Source organism: Methylobacterium sp. D54C, from assembly GCF_053345595.1.
On the sequence record NZ_JBKFAK010000001.1, the window covers coordinates 488079 to 506172 of the forward strand.

At 71.2% G+C, this 18094-nt stretch carries 19 protein-coding genes; 7 read left to right on the top strand and 12 right to left on the bottom strand.

The features are described from left to right. Nucleotides 1-214: 214 nt before the first annotated feature. Nucleotides 215-871: an antibiotic biosynthesis monooxygenase family protein gene (locus tag ACLBYB_RS02535; protein WP_447697740.1), complete on the bottom strand. Its 657-nt coding sequence runs from the start codon at nucleotides 869-871 to the stop codon at nucleotides 215-217. 51 nt (nucleotides 872-922) lie between these two features. Further along, nucleotides 923-1183, bottom strand: coding sequence for a hypothetical protein (locus ACLBYB_RS02540; protein WP_447697741.1), 261 nt, complete (start codon nucleotides 1181-1183; stop codon nucleotides 923-925). Nucleotides 1184-1356: 173 nt separating this feature from the next. Here ACLBYB_RS02540 and ACLBYB_RS02545 point away from each other — a divergent pair, with 173 nt between their 5' ends. Continuing rightward, nucleotides 1357-2052: an ArsR/SmtB family transcription factor gene (locus ACLBYB_RS02545; protein ID WP_447697742.1), complete on the top strand. Its 696-nt coding sequence runs from the start codon at nucleotides 1357-1359 to the stop codon at nucleotides 2050-2052. Nucleotides 2053-2089: 37 nt separating this feature from the next. On the opposite strand, the gene ACLBYB_RS02550 is transcribed toward ACLBYB_RS02545, so the two are convergent. Continuing rightward, entirely contained in the window at nucleotides 2090-2779 is a 690-nt protein-coding gene (locus ACLBYB_RS02550; protein ID WP_447697743.1) for a winged helix-turn-helix transcriptional regulator, read from the bottom strand. Between the two features lie 55 nt (nucleotides 2780-2834). Here ACLBYB_RS02550 and ACLBYB_RS02555 point away from each other — a divergent pair, with 55 nt between their 5' ends. Further along, nucleotides 2835-3263 carry a VOC family protein gene (locus ACLBYB_RS02555; RefSeq protein WP_447697744.1) on the top strand — a complete coding sequence of 143 codons (429 nt, stop codon included), beginning with the start codon at nucleotides 2835-2837 and terminating at the stop codon, nucleotides 3261-3263. Nucleotides 3264-3301: 38 nt separating this feature from the next. Continuing rightward, on the top strand, nucleotides 3302-3664 hold the full coding sequence (locus tag ACLBYB_RS02560) for a DUF1428 domain-containing protein (protein ID WP_020091748.1): 363 nt from the start codon (nucleotides 3302-3304) through the stop codon (nucleotides 3662-3664). 64 nt (nucleotides 3665-3728) lie between these two features. On the opposite strand, the gene ACLBYB_RS02565 is transcribed toward ACLBYB_RS02560, so the two are convergent. From ACLBYB_RS02565 to ACLBYB_RS02575, 3 genes are all read right to left on the bottom strand, one after another. After that, the gene (locus ACLBYB_RS02565; protein ID WP_447697745.1) at nucleotides 3729-4151 is read right to left on the bottom strand and encodes a DUF2852 domain-containing protein; all 423 of its coding nucleotides are present in this window, start codon (nucleotides 4149-4151) and stop codon (nucleotides 3729-3731) included. A 174-nt stretch (nucleotides 4152-4325) separates the two neighbouring features. Continuing rightward, entirely contained in the window at nucleotides 4326-6743 is a 2418-nt protein-coding gene (locus ACLBYB_RS02570; RefSeq protein ID WP_447697746.1) for an MASE4 domain-containing protein, read from the bottom strand. Between the two features lie 332 nt (nucleotides 6744-7075). Then, nucleotides 7076-7885, bottom strand: a complete 810-nt coding sequence (locus tag ACLBYB_RS02575) for a GntR family transcriptional regulator (RefSeq protein WP_447697747.1) — start codon at nucleotides 7883-7885, stop codon at nucleotides 7076-7078. A 53-nt stretch (nucleotides 7886-7938) separates the two neighbouring features. On the opposite strand from ACLBYB_RS02575, the gene ACLBYB_RS02580 reads away from it, so the two are divergent. Continuing rightward, nucleotides 7939-8868, top strand: a complete 930-nt coding sequence (locus tag ACLBYB_RS02580) for a PfkB family carbohydrate kinase (protein ID WP_447697748.1) — start codon at nucleotides 7939-7941, stop codon at nucleotides 8866-8868. Nucleotide 8869: 1 nt separating this feature from the next. Here ACLBYB_RS02580 and ACLBYB_RS02585 read toward each other — a convergent pair whose 3' ends face one another. Beyond that, nucleotides 8870-9955 carry a helix-turn-helix transcriptional regulator gene (locus ACLBYB_RS02585; protein ID WP_447697749.1) on the bottom strand — a complete coding sequence of 362 codons (1086 nt, stop codon included), beginning with the start codon at nucleotides 9953-9955 and terminating at the stop codon, nucleotides 8870-8872. 335 nt (nucleotides 9956-10290) lie between these two features. Between ACLBYB_RS02585 and ACLBYB_RS02590 the strand changes: the two genes are divergently transcribed. Together ACLBYB_RS02590 and ACLBYB_RS02595 are read left to right on the top strand one after the other, a co-directional pair. Beyond that, on the top strand, nucleotides 10291-10494 hold the full coding sequence (locus ACLBYB_RS02590) for a hypothetical protein (RefSeq protein ID WP_447697750.1): 204 nt from the start codon (nucleotides 10291-10293) through the stop codon (nucleotides 10492-10494). Nucleotides 10495-10510: 16 nt separating this feature from the next. Beyond that, nucleotides 10511-11197: a LysE family translocator gene (locus ACLBYB_RS02595; RefSeq protein WP_447697751.1), complete on the top strand. Its 687-nt coding sequence runs from the start codon at nucleotides 10511-10513 to the stop codon at nucleotides 11195-11197. Nucleotides 11198-11351: 154 nt separating this feature from the next. On the opposite strand, the gene ACLBYB_RS02600 is transcribed toward ACLBYB_RS02595, so the two are convergent. The 4 genes from ACLBYB_RS02600 to ACLBYB_RS02615 all read right to left on the bottom strand — a co-directional run bounded on the left by ACLBYB_RS02600 (nucleotide 11352) and on the right by ACLBYB_RS02615 (nucleotide 15182). Continuing rightward, nucleotides 11352-11480 (bottom strand): hypothetical protein, encoded by a 129-nt coding sequence (locus tag ACLBYB_RS02600; protein ID WP_020091741.1) that lies wholly within the window; start codon nucleotides 11478-11480, stop codon nucleotides 11352-11354. 108 nt (nucleotides 11481-11588) lie between these two features. After that, nucleotides 11589-11825 carry a DUF6894 family protein gene (locus ACLBYB_RS02605; protein ID WP_020091740.1) on the bottom strand — a complete coding sequence of 79 codons (237 nt, stop codon included), beginning with the start codon at nucleotides 11823-11825 and terminating at the stop codon, nucleotides 11589-11591. 142 nt (nucleotides 11826-11967) lie between these two features. Beyond that, nucleotides 11968-13323: a sigma-54-dependent transcriptional regulator gene (locus ACLBYB_RS02610; RefSeq protein ID WP_447697752.1), complete on the bottom strand. Its 1356-nt coding sequence runs from the start codon at nucleotides 13321-13323 to the stop codon at nucleotides 11968-11970. Beyond that, entirely contained in the window at nucleotides 13320-15182 is a 1863-nt protein-coding gene (locus ACLBYB_RS02615; RefSeq protein ID WP_447697753.1) for a sensor histidine kinase, read from the bottom strand. The genes ACLBYB_RS02610 and ACLBYB_RS02615 overlap by 4 nt, the downstream gene beginning before the upstream one ends. 295 nt (nucleotides 15183-15477) lie before the next feature. Here ACLBYB_RS02615 and ACLBYB_RS02620 point away from each other — a divergent pair, with 295 nt between their 5' ends. Beyond that, nucleotides 15478-16821, top strand: coding sequence for a dicarboxylate/amino acid:cation symporter (locus tag ACLBYB_RS02620; RefSeq protein ID WP_447697754.1), 1344 nt, complete (start codon nucleotides 15478-15480; stop codon nucleotides 16819-16821). Nucleotides 16822-16995: 174 nt separating this feature from the next. On the opposite strand, the gene ACLBYB_RS02625 is transcribed toward ACLBYB_RS02620, so the two are convergent. Beyond that, nucleotides 16996-18072, bottom strand: a complete 1077-nt coding sequence (locus tag ACLBYB_RS02625) for an HD-GYP domain-containing protein (protein WP_447697755.1) — start codon at nucleotides 18070-18072, stop codon at nucleotides 16996-16998. Nucleotides 18073-18094: the final 22 nt, after the last annotated feature.

Here is an 18094-nt window from a genome sequence, read left to right on the forward strand (position 1 = left end):
TGCAACGGGAGCGGGCGAGCCCTGGGGTGCCGCCAGCGAGGTGACCGCCTCGTGGATCGGTCGCTTCGTCCGTGATCCGGTTCCCCGGGCCGGTCGCGCACATGATCGCAGGGCAGGCCGCGGGACGACCGCGTCGTGCCACCGGGTCCGCATTCGCGAGTCCGATGACGGAGCGACGCCGAAGGTGTTGATGCCCGGTTCTCGTCGTCGGGCCCTATCCCAGGGCTTGCACGGCCGGGTGATATTGCGGGCTCTCACGCCTGTCGAACATCCCATAGTCGCGAATGATCCGAACAGCTCGGAGGCGAGTGCCCGCGACCGATGAGACGGCGTTCGCCGCGCCGGCATCTCTCCACGACAGCAGCACCAGCACCTTTCCCGGATTGGTGAAGGAATCGAACGCGTCCCAACTCACCAGCCCCTCGGTCCGCTGGTCGAGACCGAGCATGGCCATGGGGGCGACATCGGAGGGCGTGGGCCGGTCCGCCGACATCGCCTCCGACAGTGTACAGGCCTTGGCTTGGCCGACTTCCGTCTCATCGAGGCGTTGCTCGCGGACCCGATGTCCCGCCGGCGGGTGGGTGTCAGCCGTCACCTCGCCGACGCGGAGATGGTAGTCCGCGAACACCTCGGACCGGCCTTTCCCCTGGATCAGGTGATGACCGGCATGGGTGCGCCAGCGGATCACCGACTTCTCGTCCCGCCACGTCGAGTGCGAAAGGACCCAGCCCGGCCGCGTCCGGCTCGTGAAGCGCTCGTTGTCGATGAAGCCGTCGATGCCCTCGAGCTCAGGCTTCAGCACGCGCGCGTGTTCCAGATAGGCGTCCTTGCGACCGTCGCCGGGTCGGACTTCGAAGATGACGGAGAACATGGGTTCCTCCCTGGGTGTCGATGCGGTTCAAGCCGGGACCGGCTCAGTCAGTCATGCGGCGGGGGCTCGCCAGAGGGCCCTACGCCCGGCCACGAGATGCATCAGATGCGTGCCGTGCCCGAGCTTGATGTCACGCCGGTCCGGGGAGCCGGAGAAGGCATCGAGCATCCACGCGGCGTCGGCGTCGGTCGTCAGACCGTCCCGCTCACCCCGGAACTGCGGAGACAGCCGGCGAAGGAACAGTGTGGGCCCGGATCGTGGATCTTCGATCCGATGATGCTCCTCCCTGTCGTCCACCTTATCGGGCGTCATGGTCGTTACCTCCTGCCGTGGCTGGCGAACCCTGGGCACAGACGTGGCGCGGTTCTCCAGCTTCACGCTCCCACTCTGATCCAGGGATCCCGGCCGAGTCAGCCGTAAACGCTTCGGTCCAAACCGAAGCGTCGTCGGATGCGGCAAGTGTCGAGCGCGTGTAGGTTCAGCTCATGACGCAGGGTCCTGCACTCTCCGAGATCGGCGCGCTCGTCGGAGATCCCAGCCGCGCCAATATCCTGTCGACCTTGATCGACGGGCGAGCGCTGACCGCGACCGAACTGGCCTGGACGGCCGGCGTCGCTCCAGCCACCGCGAGCGAGCACCTGACGAAGCTCGTGGCCGGCGGCCTGCTCACGGTGTCGCGCCAAGGTCGGCACCGATATTTCCGCCTCGCCTCCGTCGAGGTCGCCCGCATGCTCGAGGCCATGATGGTGATCGCGAACCGGGGCGAGCCGGAGGAAGCGTCGCGCCGAGCGACGCCGCGGATCGATCCAGCCTTGCGCGAGGCCCGCACCTGCTACGATCACCTCGCCGGACGGCTCGGCGTCGGGATCGCCGATGCGCTGGTCTCACGAGGAGTGATCGTCCTGGGCGAGGAGGCGGGTGAAGTGACCGCATCCGGCAGTGCGTGGCTGGCCGCGTTCGGTGTCGAAGTCGAACCGGCCGGACGAACCCGCCGCCTGCTCTGCCGTCCCTGCTTAGACTGGAGCGAGCGGAGACCGCACCTCGCCGGCCGTCTCGGAGCCGCCCTGTGCCGCCGCTGCGAGGATCTCGGGTGGATCGAGCGTCAGCGCGACGGGCGCGCCATCCGCGTGACCGAGAGGGGAAGACTCGGCTTCGAGAGCGAGTTCGGCTTGGTCAAGTGACGGTCGGTCGTGATCCGGTCTGCACCCTCCAAAGCGATCAGAACGCCTTCCCCGGCAGGGGAAACAGTCCGGCGAACCGCTGCACGACGTCCCGGTCCCCCTCCAGCGACACCTGCCCCGACGCCTCCGCGTCGGCGAGCGGCAGGCCGCCGTAGACGATGGCCGCAACGACCGGCGGTGCGGCGCCGACGACGGCGTCCGCTTCGACCGGGTCGGCGCGGGCGGCGTGAAGTTCGCCCTCGCTCACCGTGACGCGGAAGGCGTCCTCGTCGAACCGGAAGCCGATCGTCGCCTCGAAGCCGGAGGCCTGTGCGGGGTCGAACATCGTGCGAAACGACAGCATGAGCGAGGCCGCCGAGAGCGGCAGAGCGGGGTCGTGGGAGGGCGAACGGGCCGCCCAGCGCCCGAGCACCGAGAAGATCGGCTCGGCCTCGTAGCCCCATGGGGTCAGCTCGTAGACCGGCGTCGAGGCCGGCGGCGGCAGAGTCCGCTGTGCGACGATGCCCGCCTGCTTCAGACCCTGCAGCCGCTCGGTCAGCACCTTCGCGCTGATGCCGCTGAGCGCCCCTCGGATCGCCCCGAACCGGCGCGGTCCGAACATCAACTCGCGGACGATCAGGAGCGCCCAGCGCTCGCCGAGAAGCTCCAGGCCGTGGGCGGCGCCGCAGGCGTCGTCGTACCAGCGCGGTCTCGCAGCCGCAATTTTGGTATCTTTTTGTAACTTCATGGTTGACTTAGGTAACTGATACAGTCAAGCTCGGCAAGCCGTTGAGGAGGTCGCCATGCCCAAGATGATCTTCGTGAACCTGCCCGTCGCCGACGTGGAGTTCGCGGCTGGCTTCTATGTCGCCCTGGGCGCCCAGCGCGACCCGCGCTTCTCGCAGGCCGGGACGGTCGCCGCGATGGTCTTCTCGGACGCCATCGTGGTCATGCTCCTCAGCCACGCCCAATTCGCGAACTTCGCGCCGCGCGCCATCGCCGATGCCCGCGCCGCCAACGAGGTGCTGGTCTGCCTGTCGGAGGAGAGCCGGGCCGCGGTCGATGCGAGCGTGGAGCGCGCCGTCGCCGCCGGCGGTCGCGCCGATCTGCGGCCGCCGCAGGAGATGGGCACGTTCATGTACGGCCGGAACATCGAGGATCCGGATGGCCACGTCGTCGAGCTGATGTGGATGGACCCCGAGGCCATGACGCGAGGGCAGGCTCCGGCCTGAAGCCTTTCCGCGCGCACACCGACTCGAGGAGGCAACCCATGACTTACGTGAGCGGGTTCGTCACGCCGGTTCCCGACGCGAACCGGGAGGCCTATGTCGCGTCGGCCAGGGCGGCCTGGGCGCTGTTCCGGGAGTACGGCGCGCTCCACCAGATGGAGGCCTGGGGCGACAACGTTCCGGAGGGCGAGCGGACCGATTTCCGGCGGTCCGTCGCCCTTCGCGACGGCGAGAGCGTCGTCCTCGGGTGGATCCTCTGGCCCGACCGGGAGACGGCAGACCGGTGCGAGGCCGCGATGCGGACCGATCCGCGCTTCCGCGATCTGACGATGCCGTTCGACGGGGCGCGGATGATCTTCGGAGGTTTCGCCGCGGTCTTCGAAGCGTCGCGCGGGGCGGCGTAGAGGAGACGAGGATTCTGACCCTCTACGGCGTGGCCCCGACGCTCCGGTGCAACCCTGAGGCGACCTAGCCTTTTCGATGTTCGGCCTGATCGGCGGTGCCGGCGATGTCGACCGCTGCCCCCGATCCCGCGGGATGTTCCGCCACGAAGCGCTCGAAGGTCGCGCGATCCTTCGCGCGCTTCAGCGCGTCGACGAAACCCTCGAAGTCCCGGAGACGCGTTTCGAGCGCGCGGCGCTCCCCCTCGATGCGGCCGATCTCGCCGTCGCGCCAGGCGTCGAAGGCGGTGTTGCCGCTGGTCCGGGGCGACGTGAACCGGCGCCGCTCACGGAATCCGGTGCCGGGCCCGAGCGACCGGCGCAGGCGTTCGAGGCCCGGCAGGCCGGACAGCCCGAGATCGCGCCGCACGAGCGCCTGCCGCGCGACGAGGACGAGGGCGGCGAAGCTGCCGACATAGAGGGTATCGTGGATCCAGGGCATGATGGGCATGGGACAGCTCCTTGCGCGTACCGGCGCCGTTGAGGACGGACGGAGCATGCCGACATGCCGCTGCTGCGGGCTGAACCGGTCGGTTAAGGCCGGGTTAAGCCTTCAGGCCTGTTGACGGACAACCCGTCCGCGACGCCGCGCGATCGCGGGGCGGCATGCCGTGGGCCCGGGGGTTCAGCCCAGGACGACCCGGAGCTTGTTGGCGAGTTCGTCCCGTTGATAGGGCTTGCTCAGGAGAGGCAGGTCGGCCGGCACCGCGTGCTCGTCGAGCGCCGTGCCCGTGTAACCGGACGTCAGGAGCACCCGCAGGCCGGGACGCAGGCGCCGGGCCTCGACCGAGAGCTGCACGCCGTTCATGCCACCGGGCATGACGACGTCCGAGAACAGGATGTCGATGCGCTCGGGGCCGCCCAGCCGCTCCAGGGCCTCCGACGCCCGGGTCGCGGTCAGGGTCCGGTAACCGAGCTCGCCCAGGCTCTCGACCGCCATCTCCAGCACCGCCGGCTCGTCCTCGACCACGAGCACCACCTCGCCGGAGGCCGCCCGCCGCAGCGGGAGGGTGTTGTCCGGCCGGGCCTCGACGGCCCTCTCGGCCGAGCGCGGCAGGTAGAGCTCGATGGAGGTGCCGGCGCCGGGCTCGCTCTTGATCTGCGCGTGCCCTCCGGCCTGCCGCACGAACCCGTAGACTTGGCTGAGGCCGAGGCCCGTTCCCTTGCCAACATCCTTGGTCGTGAAGAACGGCTCGAAGGCGCGGCTGCGCGTGGCGGCGTCCATGCCCTGGCCCGTGTCGGTGACCGAGACGAGCACGTAGGCGCCCGGCCGCAGGTCGGGCCGGTCGGGAATCTCCGCGGCATCGAGGTGCCCGTTGCAGGTCTTGACCATCAGGACGCCGCCGTCCGGCATCGCGTCCCGGGCGTTGACCGCGAGGTTCAGCACCGCACTCTCGAACTGTCCCGGATCGAGCCGGACCGGATCGAGGACCGCGTCGAGGTCGAACCGGATCTCGACGGTCTCGCCGACGGCCCGCTTCAGCAGGGCCTGGAAGTCCTTGAGCAGCCGGTTGGGGTTGACGGTCTCGGGCCGGAGCACCTGGCGCCGGGAGAACGACAGCAGCTTCTCGGTGACCTCGGCCCCGCGCCGCGCCGCCGTCATCGCCGACGTGGCCAGCCTCTCGACGCGCTGCGGGTTGTCGGGCTTTCGCACGATCATGTCGAGGTTGCCGACGATGATGGTCAGCAGGTTGTTGAAGTCGTGCGCCACGCCGCCGGTCAACTGGCCGATGGCCTCCATCTTCTGAGACTGGTTCAGGCGTTCCTCGGCCTCGCGCTGGCGCGTCGTGTCCATCACGACGCCCGCCATGGACCGGGGCTGGCCGTTCCCGTCGCGGTAGACCTTGCCCCGCATCGTGACCGAGCGGGCGGCCCCATCCTCGGCCCTCCGGATGTGGCAGTCGATGTCGAGGCGGCCCGTCCCGATGGCGGCATCGAACGCCGCCCGCACGGCGTCTCGGTCCTCGGGGACGACGTGCTCGACGAAGGTCCCGACGTCCCATGCCGCGACCGGAGCGCTGTGGCCGAAGATCGCGTCGTGCCTCGGCGACCGGCGCGCCGTGTTGCCGCGGAGGTCGAGCTCCCAGTCGCCCATCTCGGCCGCTTCCAGCGCCAGGGCGAGGTTGTCGCGGGCACGCTGCAGCTCCGCCCGCCGGGCCTCCCGGTCCTCGGCGGCGGCCGCGGCCTGCGCGTACAGGAAGTCGACCTCGCGCAGGTAGACGCCGAGCAGGATGAAGCCGGCCACCAGGGCTTCCATCCGGCCCGCGAACCAGCCGACCGTGCCGCGGGCGGCGCCCGGAAGCGTGACCATGTTGTCGAAGACGAGCAGCAGAAGCGACACGGCCAGCCAGAGCTGGAGCACGGTCCGCAGGCGGGTCTTCCACCACAGCACGGCCAGCGCGATGACGGTCAGGGCGACCACGCCCGGCCCGATGCCCGAGGTGGTGAGCAGCCAGTAATCGTCGCCCTCGACGCATTTCGGCAGGAGGTGGACGTAGCGGACGGCCACCACGCCGGTGAGCGCGGCGGCCGCGACGGTCCCGGCGACGGTGGCCCAGCCGATCCGTCCGGCCTTTCCGCGCGGGGCCTGCGGCGGACGCTCGTCGCCCTCCAGGAGCGCGTAGGGCAGCGCGAAGAGCGGCGGCCCGAGATGCCAGAAGGTCCAGAGCCACGTCGTGGTGTCCGGCCCGTCGCCGAGGAGCCGACCCTGCGCGAGGACGTTCGGGAACGACAGCATCTGCTGGAAGACGACGAGCGTCACGTAGAGGCTGCCGGCCCCGAGCACGAGCAGCGGCGCCGAGCCGATGCGGCGGTACTGCGTGAGGAACAGGTACGTGGTCAGGCCGTAGACCACGATCAGCGCCGATTGGTAGACGGGCACGAAGCCCGGCATCGGCGGCATCGGGCGGCTGGCGAACGGCAGCAGCGCGAGGGTGACGGCCCCGAACAGGAGGCTGACGGCGACCGCGAGCCGACGCTGCGTCCGGCCGGCCCGGGCTGTCGCCAAGGTCGCCAGGGTCGGCGCCGTCGAGGACTCGCTCATCGTGTGCTCCGGACCGAAGCGGGATGGCTGGCTGCGCCGGCTGATCGCTCGCGAGACATCAGGTGTACCACGGCGCTTCTCGCTGTTCCACGCGAGGCACAGGGGCGTTCTCGTCCGTTAAAAGGGCGAAGCTCGGCCGTCGTTCCCGTGCCGTGGCGGCGGCGGGCGACGGATGGCGGCCTCGACGGAATCGACTTGCCCGGCGAGCGTGGAGAGCTCTTTCCTGAAGGAGGCGGGTCCCCGTCGCGGACCGGAAGCGGTGCGAGCGGGGCATCGCCCAGCCCGTCGTGCGCACCGTACGGAAGCGAGTCCGGTTCGGTCAGCCGGGAATACTACGCGCGCAGATTCAGCCGATAGCGATAGGCATCGCCTCGGAACAGGCCTTCCACGTACTCGATCATCACCGAGGCCTGATTGTAGCTGTGGCGCTTGATCAGCAGGCACGGGAGGGGCTGTTCGAAGGCGAAGATCTCGCACTCGTCCGCCGTCGGCATGGTGGCCTCCACCGTCTGCTCGCAGCGCACGAGGCGGCCGCCCGGGTGCGCGCTCAGGAAGGCGTAGACGGAACCGGAGAGGTCGCCGGTCTCGAGGGCGGGCACGGCGCGGATGTTGTACCAGGCGACCTCGCGCGACATCGGCACGCCGTCGCCGGAGCGAACGCGCGTCAGACGCAGGAACGGGGCCGTCGAGGGCAGGCCGAAGATCGATGCGATCGAGCGGTCCTCGGTGACCGCCCGATCGAGGATGCGCGAGGATGGGATCTTCCCCAGCTCCCGCATCTCCTCCGTGAAGCCCTTGAGCCGGTCCATACCCGGGCGCACGGGCTCGGGGGGACGGCGCACGAGGAAGCCGCAGCGCCCGCGCGGGACGAGCAGCTCGTTGTCGCTGAGTTCAGCATAGGCGCGTTGGACCGTCACGCGGCTGACCCCGAGGCTGTCGGCGAGCTGGCGCTCGGCCGGCAAGGTGACACCCGGCGGCAGCGAGCCCGACAGGATCAGTTCGCGAAGCTGACCCTCGATCTGCCGGTACAGCGGCATCGCCGTGTCGGCGCGCAGGCGGAGGAGAGAGAGCACCGAGGGACGCTCGCCCTCCGCGAGGTCCGCCTCGACATCACCCTTGATCGTCCGATTTTTGGGGCGCACGTCCGATCGGCCTCCGGTACAGCTATTCGCAGTGTACAGGTTCGGAGCGCTCCATGCGCCTGTTCGTCGTCGGAAGCTTCGTGATCGCCTGCTCGGTCAAGGTCGCGCGGCTACCGCAGGCGGGCGAGTCCCTCGATGGCTTGGCCTTCCTCGCCGAGCCTGGCGGCAAGGGCTTCAACCTCGCGCTCGCCGCGCACCAGCTCGGCGTCGGGGTGGACGGACTCTTCGCCGTCGGCACGGACGTGTTCTCCCCTATGGTCCGCGCCACCTTCGCGCGGGTCGGATTCGCCGAGGACATGCTGGTGCCGCATGCCGGCTCGACGGGCGGCGGCGTCGCGTTCGTCGACGCGGCCGGCGAGAACTGTCTCGCGGTCTGCCTCGGGGCCAACCTCGCCCTCGGTGCGGAGGACGTCCGAGCCGTCGCCGCCCGCCTCGAGCGAGCGGACCTCGTGGCGGCGACGTTCGAATCGCCGGACGCCTCGATCCGAGCGGCGTTCGCGCTCGCTCGGCAGGCGGGCATCCCCACGCTGCTGAATCCCTCCCCGATGCGCCCCATCGACCCGGCGATCCTGGCCGATACCGCGATCCTCGTCGTCAACGCGGTCGAGGCCGCCGACCTCGGCCTCGGGACTCCCGACGCCATCGCGGACGCCACGGAAGCGACGCCGGGGATCGCCGCCCTGCTCTCCGGAGGCCTCGGACTGCTGATCGTGACCCTGGGAGAGCGCGGCGCGGTGGCGTTCCGCCCCGGACTGCCCCCCCTCCGCCAGCCGGCCTTCGCGGTCGCGGCGGTCGACACGGTCGGCGCGGGGGACGCGTTCACGGCCGGGCTGATCGCGGGCCTGCTCGCGGGAGAGCCCCTCGACACGACCCTGCGGCAGGCCGCGGCCTGCGGTGCGCTCACGACCTGCCAGTTCGGGGCTTTCGAGGCCTTTCCGACCGCGCAGGTGCTGGCCGCCTTCCTCCGCGACGCCGATCTGTGACTCACGCCGCGCCCAGGCGCTTCGTCGTCTGCCCGCTGAAGAGCGCGAGCGACGTGACGATGCTCAGCAAATCGGCCTGCCGCTTCGTTCCGGTCTTGTTGAAGATCGAGTTGAGCTGGGTGCGGACGGTGCTTGTCTGGACGCCGACGCTCTCGGCGTAGCTCTGCAGACGCAAGCCTCCGGCGAGTGCCTGGAGCAACCGCGCCTCCGCCGGGGTCAGGTCGAACAGCATGTTCAGCAGGCCGTCGTCCGGAACCGCCCGCGCGCCGACATGCACGAGAACGAGGAGCACCGCCGAGGCACCGAAGACGTCGCCGGGGCGCTGCTTCAGGCGCATGACATGAGCGATCTGAGGACGGTGATCAGAGTAGCTGCGCACCGGCATGGTCTGCGCCGGGCGCCGGCCGCCAACGACGTTGCCGATCGCGTCCTGCAGCAGCTTGCTGTTGATCAGGCTCTTGAAGAGCTGGCCGCCGTGCTGGCCGGGGGGCAGGACCTCCTCCCGCTCCTGCAGCCGGGCATTCATGGTCAGCACCCGACCCGAGGCCGACAGAACGGCGGCGGGGAGTCCGATCTGGCTGAGCGTCGCGGTCGTGACGCGGCCGCGCTCGCAGCTGAACTGCGCGCTGAGCTCGCAGGCGCGCACGAGGTGTGGTCGCAAGGCGTCCAGTCCGGGCAGGACGGAGGCCTCATGGGGGCCGGTTTGAGCCCGCCGTTCGGCGGTGACGATCGCGATGTCGCCTGTCGAAAGGGGAATCGTTGTGCCCACCTGCCAGAACGGCCTGTCGCCTTCGCGGGGCCAGCCTTCGTAGGAGGCCGGCACGAGGTCGACGTCGCGCGTGAAGCCCGCCTGGGCGTCGGTGCGCCACGGCGCCATCCGACCGCTGCTGCGCCCCGCGCCGGTCTGGTGACCGAGTCGCTGCTCCAGGGCCGGTGAGGCGATCCAGCGGGAGGTCCCGACGGGCGGGAGCACCGCGAGCACAGCGCCGTCCGAGTTCGCCATATCGCCGATGGACTGGAGGACGTCGGGCCAGAGTTCCGGCGTGCCCGCAGCCTCGTAGATCCGGTCGATAAGCGCTTCCCGCATTGGCACGTCCCGCGACGATTCTTCTGACCGCGATAATACCAATATCAGTCCAAAACCGACATTTGCATCCTTCAAACAGAGGATGCCGTCCGGCAGGGACGGTGCGCCGAGGGCCGTTTCGACGGACTCACCGCCCCCCGGCCCCGGATACGCGGCGTCGACACGGCCGCCCGGACCGCCGGTGCGGCGGTGTAAGTGCCTGGCGCCAATGTGCTTTGTCGCCCGACCGGGACGCCGGCGAGGAGCGCGGCGCGGCGCTGGCAGCGCCATCCGCCGAACAGAGGATGCCAGGGGGCCGGCCCTCCCTAGTGTGTCGACGCGAGGGAGGAACAGCCATGAAAACAGTCGTCGCAACCGCCGTGGTCGTCTTGTTCTGCGCCGGCGCCCGGGCGGACGAGCTGAACGACATGCCGGACATCGCGTGTGCCCAAGCGTCGTCCGCCGTGGAGCGCGATCACATCGGGTGCCCGGGCACCGAGAAGGCGGCCGCGGGGTCCCGGGCGGCCGCCTCGCCCCTCGACCGCGCGGAAGACGACTGACGGGACTCCCGGTGCCATGAGCGTCGTCGGCACGGCATTGCTCACCGGCGCGAGTCTCGGTCTGTCCATCGCCGCGCCGATCGGGCCGACGAGCTTGCTGTGCGTTCAGCGAACGCTGTCAGGCGGCCTGTCGACCGGCCTCGCCACCGGGCTCGGTGTCGCCACCGTGCACCTGACATACGGGGGTCTCGTCATGCGCTGGGGCGCGGAGCTCGCCGCGGTGTGGTCGAACGGCGCCGTTCTCTCCCTGATCTCGGGGGCGGTGCTGCTCGCCCTCGCGGTCCGGGTGCTTCGCAGCGTCTCGGTGCTGCAGGAGGGCCGCGCGTGCCGCGACACGCTGGCGGTGAGCTACGGCAGCGCGGTCGTGCTGGCCCTGACGAATCCGGTCACTCCCGTGCTGTTCCTGGCCGCGATGCCGGCCTTCCTCGAGCGCGGGACCGCACCGTTCCCGGTCCTGGCGGCCGGTGTCTTCGTCGGCTCGTTCGGCTGGTGGGTGGTGCTCAACACCGCGGTGTCCCTGTTCCGGCGCTGCGTGACCAGCCAGGTTCTGAATCGGATGAACAAGGCCGCGGGCCTTCTCCTCGCCCTCCTGGCGCTGAGCTTGCTCGTTCGGGGGCTGGACGGTGGCACGGCGGTCCGTTCGAGCAGCGCGGGCGTGAGCGGGGTGTCGGGCGCGGGCACCCGAGCGCCGAGCCGGTTCTGAGCCGCCGCGCAGCGCGGGACGCGATCTCGCCCCGGCTCGCAGCGCGGTCGACAGCGTGGCCGCCCCCGGCCGTGTCGGCGGTGATACCGCGGACCGGATCCGGAGAGCCGCGCCCGTCAGGAGCGTTGGAGGCGAACGGTGGGCGCGGGCCGCGTCACTGCCTGCCAGGCACGGTGCCGTGGACGGCGTTGCGCCATGCCTCCGCGCCCCCGGCTTGGTGCCAGAGCCACGCCGTTGCCGCCACCCAGGGGCCACCAATCAGGATGAAGGCGATCAGACCCATGTCGTCCCTCCTCGGCTAGGGAACGCCAGCCTACGCCAAATCGACGCGAACGTCAGGTGGACCTGTCCCGGCCGCGCGCGCGCCGGGGCCGCTCGGCGTCTCGGCACGTCAGCCGACGGGGCCGGCATCGAGCGACACGCGGAAGCGCATCCGCACCACGCCCGTGTCGTCGCGGACCGCCGCGATGTAATCCTGGCGCCCGGGCCGGTCGGAGAGCCCCTGCGCGATCCGCGTCATGATCTTCACGGCCTGCGACCGGGCGGCCTCGAGACCGGGCAGGTCGTAGCCGTCCTTGTCGCGGACGAGCTCGGTTCCGTCGTGCAGGTCGATGAAGAAGCGGGGCATGGGCGGCTCGGCGGGGGGATCCGTCCGCTACGCTAAGCAGTTTCCGCACCGGCCCGCGTACCCCTTTTCGGCAGGTCGCCGTCGCGGCGCTCCCGTGATCGCGCCGGCACCGTCGTTGCCCGGGACGGGCCGGGCGACGGCCCTAGCGGTAGTCGCCCGGGGTCAGACCGTGCCGGGCCATCTTGTCGTAGAGGGTCTTGCGCGGCAGGCCGAGGGCTTCCGCGGCGGCGCGGACATCGCCGCCGGCCATGATCAGCTCGTCGCGGATCAGCTGCCGCTCGAAGCGATCGACCTGATCGGTGAGGCTGGCGGCGGCCCTCTCGGCCGCGGGCTGCGCCGCCGCCGCGAGGCCCAGTGCGCAGCGCTCGGCGAAATGGCCGAGCTCGCGGACGTTGCCGGGCCAGGCGTGGCGGCGCAGGTGCTCGCGGATCGCCGGCGTGACGGGCGGCACCGGGCGCCCGAACTTCTCCGCGGCCCGGCGCAGGAAGTGCTGGAACAGCAGCAGCACGTCCTCCCCGCGGTCGCGCAGGGGCGGGATCGCGATCGTGATGACGTTGAGCCGGTGATAGAGGTCGTCGCGGAAGGTGCCCTGCGCGGCCGCCTGCCCGAGATCGACCTTCGTGGCGGCGACCACGCGCATGTCGACCGGGCGCACCTCGTTGGTGCCGAGCGGTTCCACGGTGCGCTCCTGGAGCACGCGGAGGAGCTTGACCTGCAGCGGCAGCGGCATGCTCTCGATCTCGTCGAGGAAGAGCGTGCCGCCCTGCGCGTGCTCGATGCGGCCGACCCGGCGCTTGAGGGCCCCGGTGAAGGCGCCGGCCTCGTGCCCGAACAGCTCGCTCTCGACCACGCTGTCGGGCAGCGCCCCGCAATTCATGGCCACGAGGTTTCGCTCCGCGCGGCGGCTCCACCGGTGCAGGGCGCCGGCCACGACCTCCTTGCCGGACCCGGTCTCGCCGAAAACCAGCACGTCGACGTCGGCCTGCGCCACCTCGCGCACCAGGGCGCGCAGGCCCACGATCGCCGGGGAGGTCCCGAGGAAAGCCGGATCCTCCTCGATCGCCGCGTCGAGCCGGGCCCGCAGCGCCCGGTTCTCGGTCACGAGCCGCCGCCGCTCCAGCGCCCGGCGCACGGACACGACGAGCGCCTCGGCGGGATAGGGCTTGGCCAGGAAGTCGTAGGCCCCGTCCTGCATGGCGGCCACCGCCATGCGGATGTCCCCGTGGCCGGTGATCAGGATGACCGGCAGGTCGGGGTCGACCCGGCGCAGCCGCGTCAGGAGAGCGACGCCGTCGAGCCCCGGCAGCCGCACGTCGGTGACCACCACGCCGGGCGGCGCGGCCAGGATCGCCGCGAGCGCCGGCTCGGCGGCCGCGAAGGCCTCGACGGCGAAACCCTCGAGCTCCAGGCTCTGGCCGTTGGCCCGGCGCACGTCGGCCTCGTCGTCGATGAAGACGACGCGCTCGGTCCCCGCCTGCGCGTCCGCCGGTCCGCTCACGGTGTCGCTCCCACGGGCTTGCCCACGTTCGGGACCGCGTCCGGCGCCCGGATCATCTCCATCCGGAAGACCGTCCCGGCGCCGTCGCCGCCGGCTAGGATCAGGTTCCCGCCGCAATCCTCCACGATCCCGCGGGATATGGCGAGGCCCAGGCCGAGGCCGTCCGCCTTGGTCGTGAAGAAGGCGTCGAAGATCTGGCCGCGCACCTCCGCGGGGATCCCGGGCCCGGTATCGGCCACCTCGATCGCGACGCGCTCGTCCCCCTCGACGAGGTGCAGGCTGACGCGGGCCTCTTCGCGACCCGCCACGGCGTCGACGGCGTTCTGCAGCAGGTTGACCAGGACCTGCTCCAGCCGCGGACCGTCCCCGAGGACGCGCAGATCCGGGGCGGGCCGGTCCGCCTCCAGCGGGACGTGCAGCGCGGCGGCGCGCGCCGCCACGAGTTCCAGCGCGTTCGCCACCACCTCACGCAGGGAAACCGGTTCCCGCCGCGGCGAGGCGCGGCGGGCGAAGCCCTTGAGTTGCCGGGTGAGGCCGGCGATGCGATCGGTGAGCCGCCCGATGGCGGCGGCATTCTCGGCCGCGTCCTCGCCCCGACCGCGGCGGATCAGGATCGCGGCATTGTCCGCGTAGGAGCGGATCGCCGCCAGCGGCTGGTTGATCTCGTGGGCCATGCTGGCCGCGAACTGGCCCAGCGCCGCGAGCCGGCCGGCCTGCGCCAGTTCGCGGCCGAGGCGCTCGCGCTCGGCCTCGGCGCGCTGCCGCTCCGCGATCTCGGCGCGCAGCTGGGCATTGGTCTCCCGCAGCGCCCGCGTCCGCGCCTCGACGCTCGATTCCAGCTCCGCCCGGCGCGCCGCGGCCTCGGCGAGCCGCGCCCGGGTCCGGCGGCCGCGATCGGTGAGCGCGAAGATCCCGTAGCCGGCGAATGCCGTGACGAGGGCCGCGATGATCCAGGCCTGCAGGCGTTCCCGCTCGACGGCGGTGCCGAGCGGCGTCAGCGTCCGCAGCTGCCAGTCCGTGCCCGGTACGGGCGCCTGCGACAGGATCGCGCTCCAGGCCGGCAGCGACCCGCGCCCGACCCGCACCACGTCCGGCTCGCCCGCGACCGGATGGAGCGGCAGGCGCTCCAGGCGGGCGTTGCCGAATTCCTGTCCCGCCTCGATCCGGGCGCGCTCGGCCGCGTCGACGGCGCTGAGCGTGTCGAAGCGCCAGCCCGGCTCGCTGGTGACGAGGACGATGCCACGGGCGTCGGTGACGAAGGTGACCTCGCGGGCGGCCCGCCACGCCGACTCGACGGCGTCGAACTCGACCTTCACCACGACGACCCCGCTCCCGGCCCCGATCCGGCGCGCGAGGTACAGGCCCGGCCGTCCGCTGACCGTGCCGAGGGCGAACTGGGAGCCGGCCCCGCCGGCCAGGGCCTGCTTGAAATACGGGCGGAACCCGTAATCCCGGCCGACGAAGCTGCGATCCTCGCCCGCGTTGCTCGCCGCGACCGTGAGTCCGTCGGCGCGGATGATGTAGATGACCGCCGAACCCGTGGCGGCGGCGACCTGGGCGAGCCGCCGGTCGACACGGTCGAGGAGGTCGCGCCCGGGATCGGGACCGACCGCGGCGGCGACCTCGGGGTCGGCCGCGAGCGCCAGCGGCAGGGACGCCTGCTTCTGCATCTCCGCGAGCAGGACGCCGACCTGAAGGCCGATCGCCGAACGGGCGCCGCGCCGCAGGTCCGAGAGGGCCCAGCGCTCCGCGGCGCGCCCGGCGAGCCACGCCGTCACGAGGATCGCGCAGAGCCCGACCACGACGGCGACACCCCGGCGCGAGGGCGGGCGGTGACCGGAGGGCGGGTGCCCGCTCACCGGCGGCGGGCCAGTGCGGAGATCCGGACCGTTCCGGCCTGCGGCGTGCGGGAATCCGCAAGACCACCCGCGGCCCTGCCGGGAGCCTGCCTGAAAAAAGCTATCTCCACCAGGTGGTTAAAGAAATGTAGCGGCCGTCGGTCAATTGGCATGCCGGTTGCCATTCTCGTCACGAAACGCAGCCATGTCGTCAGAGAACGGCTGCGCGCCGGAAGGCCAACAGCAAGCGCGGACACCGCCGGGACACCCCGACGCGAGCCGCCCCGCCCGAAACCCGAGACAGGGAGAACGCCCGATGGCTGCCGTACCGTCACCACTCACCGCCCCGCATCCGCCCGCCAAATCGAAGCCGCTGTACCGGACACTGTACTTCCAGGTCCTGGTCGCCGTCGCGATCGGCATCCTGCTCGGCCATTTCTACCCGCAGCTCGGCGCCGAGTTGAAGCCGCTGGGCGACGCCTTCATCAAGCTCGTCAAGATGATCATCGCGCCGGTGATCTTCCTGACCGTCGTCTCCGGCATCGCCGGGATGACCAACCTCGAGAAGGTCGGTCGGGTCGGCGGCAAGGCGCTGATCTACTTCCTGACGTTCTCGACGCTGGCGCTGATCGTCGGCCTCGTCGTCGCCAACGTGCTCCAGCCGGGCAACGGCCTGCACATCGATCCGAAGTCGCTCGATCCGAAGGCGGTCGCCACCTACGCCGGCAAGGCGAAGGAGCAGAGCATCGTCGACTTCCTGATGAACATCATTCCCACGACGGCGGTCGGCGCCTTCGCGGGCGGTGAGATCCTGCAGGTGCTGTTCTTCTCGGTGCTGTTCGGCTTCGGCCTCGCCTTCCTGGGCGACCGCGGCAAGCCGGTGCTCGACATCATCAAGGTCCTGTCCGAGGCGATCTTCGGCGTCGTCAACATCATCATGAAGGTCGCCCCGATCGGCGCCTTCGGCGCGATGGCGTTCACGATCGGCAAGTACGGGATCAGCTCGCTGGCCAACCTCGCCTACCTCGTCGGCGCCTTCTACCTGACGTCGGCGATCTTCGTGCTGGTCGTGCTCGGGGCGGTCGCCCGCTACAACGGCTTCTCGATCATCAAGCTCATCCGTTACATCAAGGAAGAGCTGCTCCTCGTGCTCGGCACGTCGTCCTCCGAGTCGGCACTGCCCTCGCTGCTGGAGAAGATGGAGCGGGCCGGCTGCTCGAAGCCGGTCGTCGGCCTCGTGGTGCCCACGGGCTATTCGTTCAACCTCGACGGCACCAACATCTACATGACCATGGCGGCGCTGTTCATCGCGCAGGCGACCGACACGCCGCTGAGCTACGGTGAGCAGGCGCTGCTGCTGCTCGTCGCCATGCTGTCGTCCAAGGGTGCCGCCGGCGTCACCGGCTCGGGCTTCATCACCCTGGCGGCGACGCTCGCCGTGGTGCCCTCCGTGCCGGTGGTCGGCATGGCGCTGATCCTCGGCGTCGACCGCTTCATGTCGGAGTGCCGCGCGCTGACCAACTTCATCGGCAACGCGGTGGCCTGCATCGTGGTGGCGCGCTGGGAGAACGAGGTCGACGAGGCCAAGCTCGCCGCGGCCCTGTCCGGCCAGACCATGGCGCCGCTTCCCCCCGCGCCGGATCTCCAGCCGGCCGAGTGAGCCCGCGGCGTCGCGGGCCGCGCACGGCGCAGCGCCCGACGCCGTGACGGTGGAAAACGCACGCCGCGCCGCGGATCCCTCCGCGGCGCGGCTCTCGCATGCCGAAGGAACGCGGCCGAAGGAACGCGGCCGAAGGAACGCGACGGAGCCGCGGCCCGACGCCGCCGAACGCTGTCAGGCCGCGTCGAGGGTGTGGGGCGCGAAGGCGGCGACGACCGGCCGGAACGCGCCGACGATCGCCGGGTCGAGCCGCCCCGCCATGCCCTCGAGGATCGCGTAGGCCGCCTCGCTCGCCATGGGCCGCTTGTAGGGCCGCTGCTCGATCAGGGCCGCGTGGATGTCGCAGACGGTGACGAGGCGGACGAGGTCGGGGATCTCCTCTCCCTTGAGCCGGTCCGGATAGCCCGACCCGTCGAGCATCTCGTGGTGCGACCGGACGACGTGCAGCATCTGCTGCTCGAAGCCCTGATCGACGAGCATGCTGTAGCCCTTCTCCGGATGCAGCCGCATGACGGCCAGCTCGGCGTCGTCGAGCCGGCCCGGCTTGTTGAGGATGGCGGCCGGGATGTGGATCTTGCCGACGTCGTGCAGCAGGGCCGCCTTGGTCAGGCGGTGGCGCTCCTGCTCGCCGAGGCCGAGGCTCGCCGCGAAGGCCGCCGCCAGACCGGCGACCAGCAGGCAGTGCTGGTGCGTGGCGTCGTCGAACTGGCGGACCGCCCGGACCCAGTCGCGGATCCCGGTGTCCCGGATCGCGAGGTCGATGGCCTGGGTTCCGTTGTCGATGACGCCGGGCGTGATCGGCTGGTCGGGCACGAACACCGAGGCATAGAATCCGCGCACCGCCGCGGCCGTCCGCACGGCGCAGGCCGGCAGGGGCTCGTCCGCGAAGCTCGCGAGGCGCGCGGCCGCGCGCGGCGCCCCCAGCGTCTCCCGCAGGCGATCCGTGTCGAACGGCGCGCACAGCGTGTGGGTCGCGCCGAGGGCGACGCCGAGCAGCCGGGTTCGCGGGCTGTCGGTGTGGAGCAGGACGGTCAGCGGAGCGCCGTGCCGGACCTCCGCGAGACGGCGGCGGAGACGCTCGACGGAGCTCGCGCCCAGATCGTGCACGTCGGTGACGATCGCGGTCGCGCCGCCGAGGGGCAATTCCGCGGCGCGCAGATCGTGGAGCTCACAGGACAGGCCATCGGACAGGTCCTGGGCCAGGCCCTGGCTGCGTGCGGGATCGTCCGTGATGAGGAGTATCCGGCCCATCGGCACGCCTTCCGGACCGCGC

Excerpts from the sequence above, each read along its gene's own strand:
- ACLBYB_RS02625 (WP_447697755.1), bottom strand. The coding sequence starts at position 18,072 with ATGGGCCGGATACTCCTCATCACGGACGATCCCGCACGCAGCCAGGGC.
- ACLBYB_RS02595 (WP_447697751.1), top strand. The coding sequence starts at position 10,511 with ATGAGCGTCGTCGGCACGGCATTGCTCACCGGCGCGAGTCTCGGTCTG.
- ACLBYB_RS02560 (WP_020091748.1), top strand. The coding sequence starts at position 3,302 with ATGACTTACGTGAGCGGGTTCGTCACGCCGGTTCCCGACGCGAACCGG.
- ACLBYB_RS02590 (WP_447697750.1), top strand. The coding sequence starts at position 10,291 with ATGAAAACAGTCGTCGCAACCGCCGTGGTCGTCTTGTTCTGCGCCGGC.
- ACLBYB_RS02565 (WP_447697745.1), bottom strand. The coding sequence starts at position 4,151 with ATGCCCATCATGCCCTGGATCCACGATACCCTCTATGTCGGCAGCTTC.
- ACLBYB_RS02535 (WP_447697740.1), bottom strand. The coding sequence starts at position 871 with ATGTTCTCCGTCATCTTCGAAGTCCGACCCGGCGACGGTCGCAAGGAC.
- ACLBYB_RS02585 (WP_447697749.1), bottom strand. The coding sequence starts at position 9,955 with ATGCGGGAAGCGCTTATCGACCGGATCTACGAGGCTGCGGGCACGCCG.
- ACLBYB_RS02600 (WP_020091741.1), bottom strand. The coding sequence starts at position 11,480 with ATGGGTCTGATCGCCTTCATCCTGATTGGTGGCCCCTGGGTGGCGGCA.
- ACLBYB_RS02605 (WP_020091740.1), bottom strand. The coding sequence starts at position 11,825 with ATGCCCCGCTTCTTCATCGACCTGCACGACGGAACCGAGCTCGTCCGC.
- ACLBYB_RS02570 (WP_447697746.1), bottom strand. The coding sequence starts at position 6,743 with ATGAGCGAGTCCTCGACGGCGCCGACCCTGGCGACCTTGGCGACAGCC.
- ACLBYB_RS02545 (WP_447697742.1), top strand. The coding sequence starts at position 1,357 with ATGACGCAGGGTCCTGCACTCTCCGAGATCGGCGCGCTCGTCGGAGAT.
- ACLBYB_RS02555 (WP_447697744.1), top strand. The coding sequence starts at position 2,835 with ATGCCCAAGATGATCTTCGTGAACCTGCCCGTCGCCGACGTGGAGTTC.
- ACLBYB_RS02620 (WP_447697754.1), top strand. The coding sequence starts at position 15,478 with ATGGCTGCCGTACCGTCACCACTCACCGCCCCGCATCCGCCCGCCAAA.
- ACLBYB_RS02540 (WP_447697741.1), bottom strand. The coding sequence starts at position 1,183 with ATGACGCCCGATAAGGTGGACGACAGGGAGGAGCATCATCGGATCGAA.
- ACLBYB_RS02550 (WP_447697743.1), bottom strand. The coding sequence starts at position 2,779 with ATGAAGTTACAAAAAGATACCAAAATTGCGGCTGCGAGACCGCGCTGG.
- ACLBYB_RS02580 (WP_447697748.1), top strand. The coding sequence starts at position 7,939 with ATGCGCCTGTTCGTCGTCGGAAGCTTCGTGATCGCCTGCTCGGTCAAG.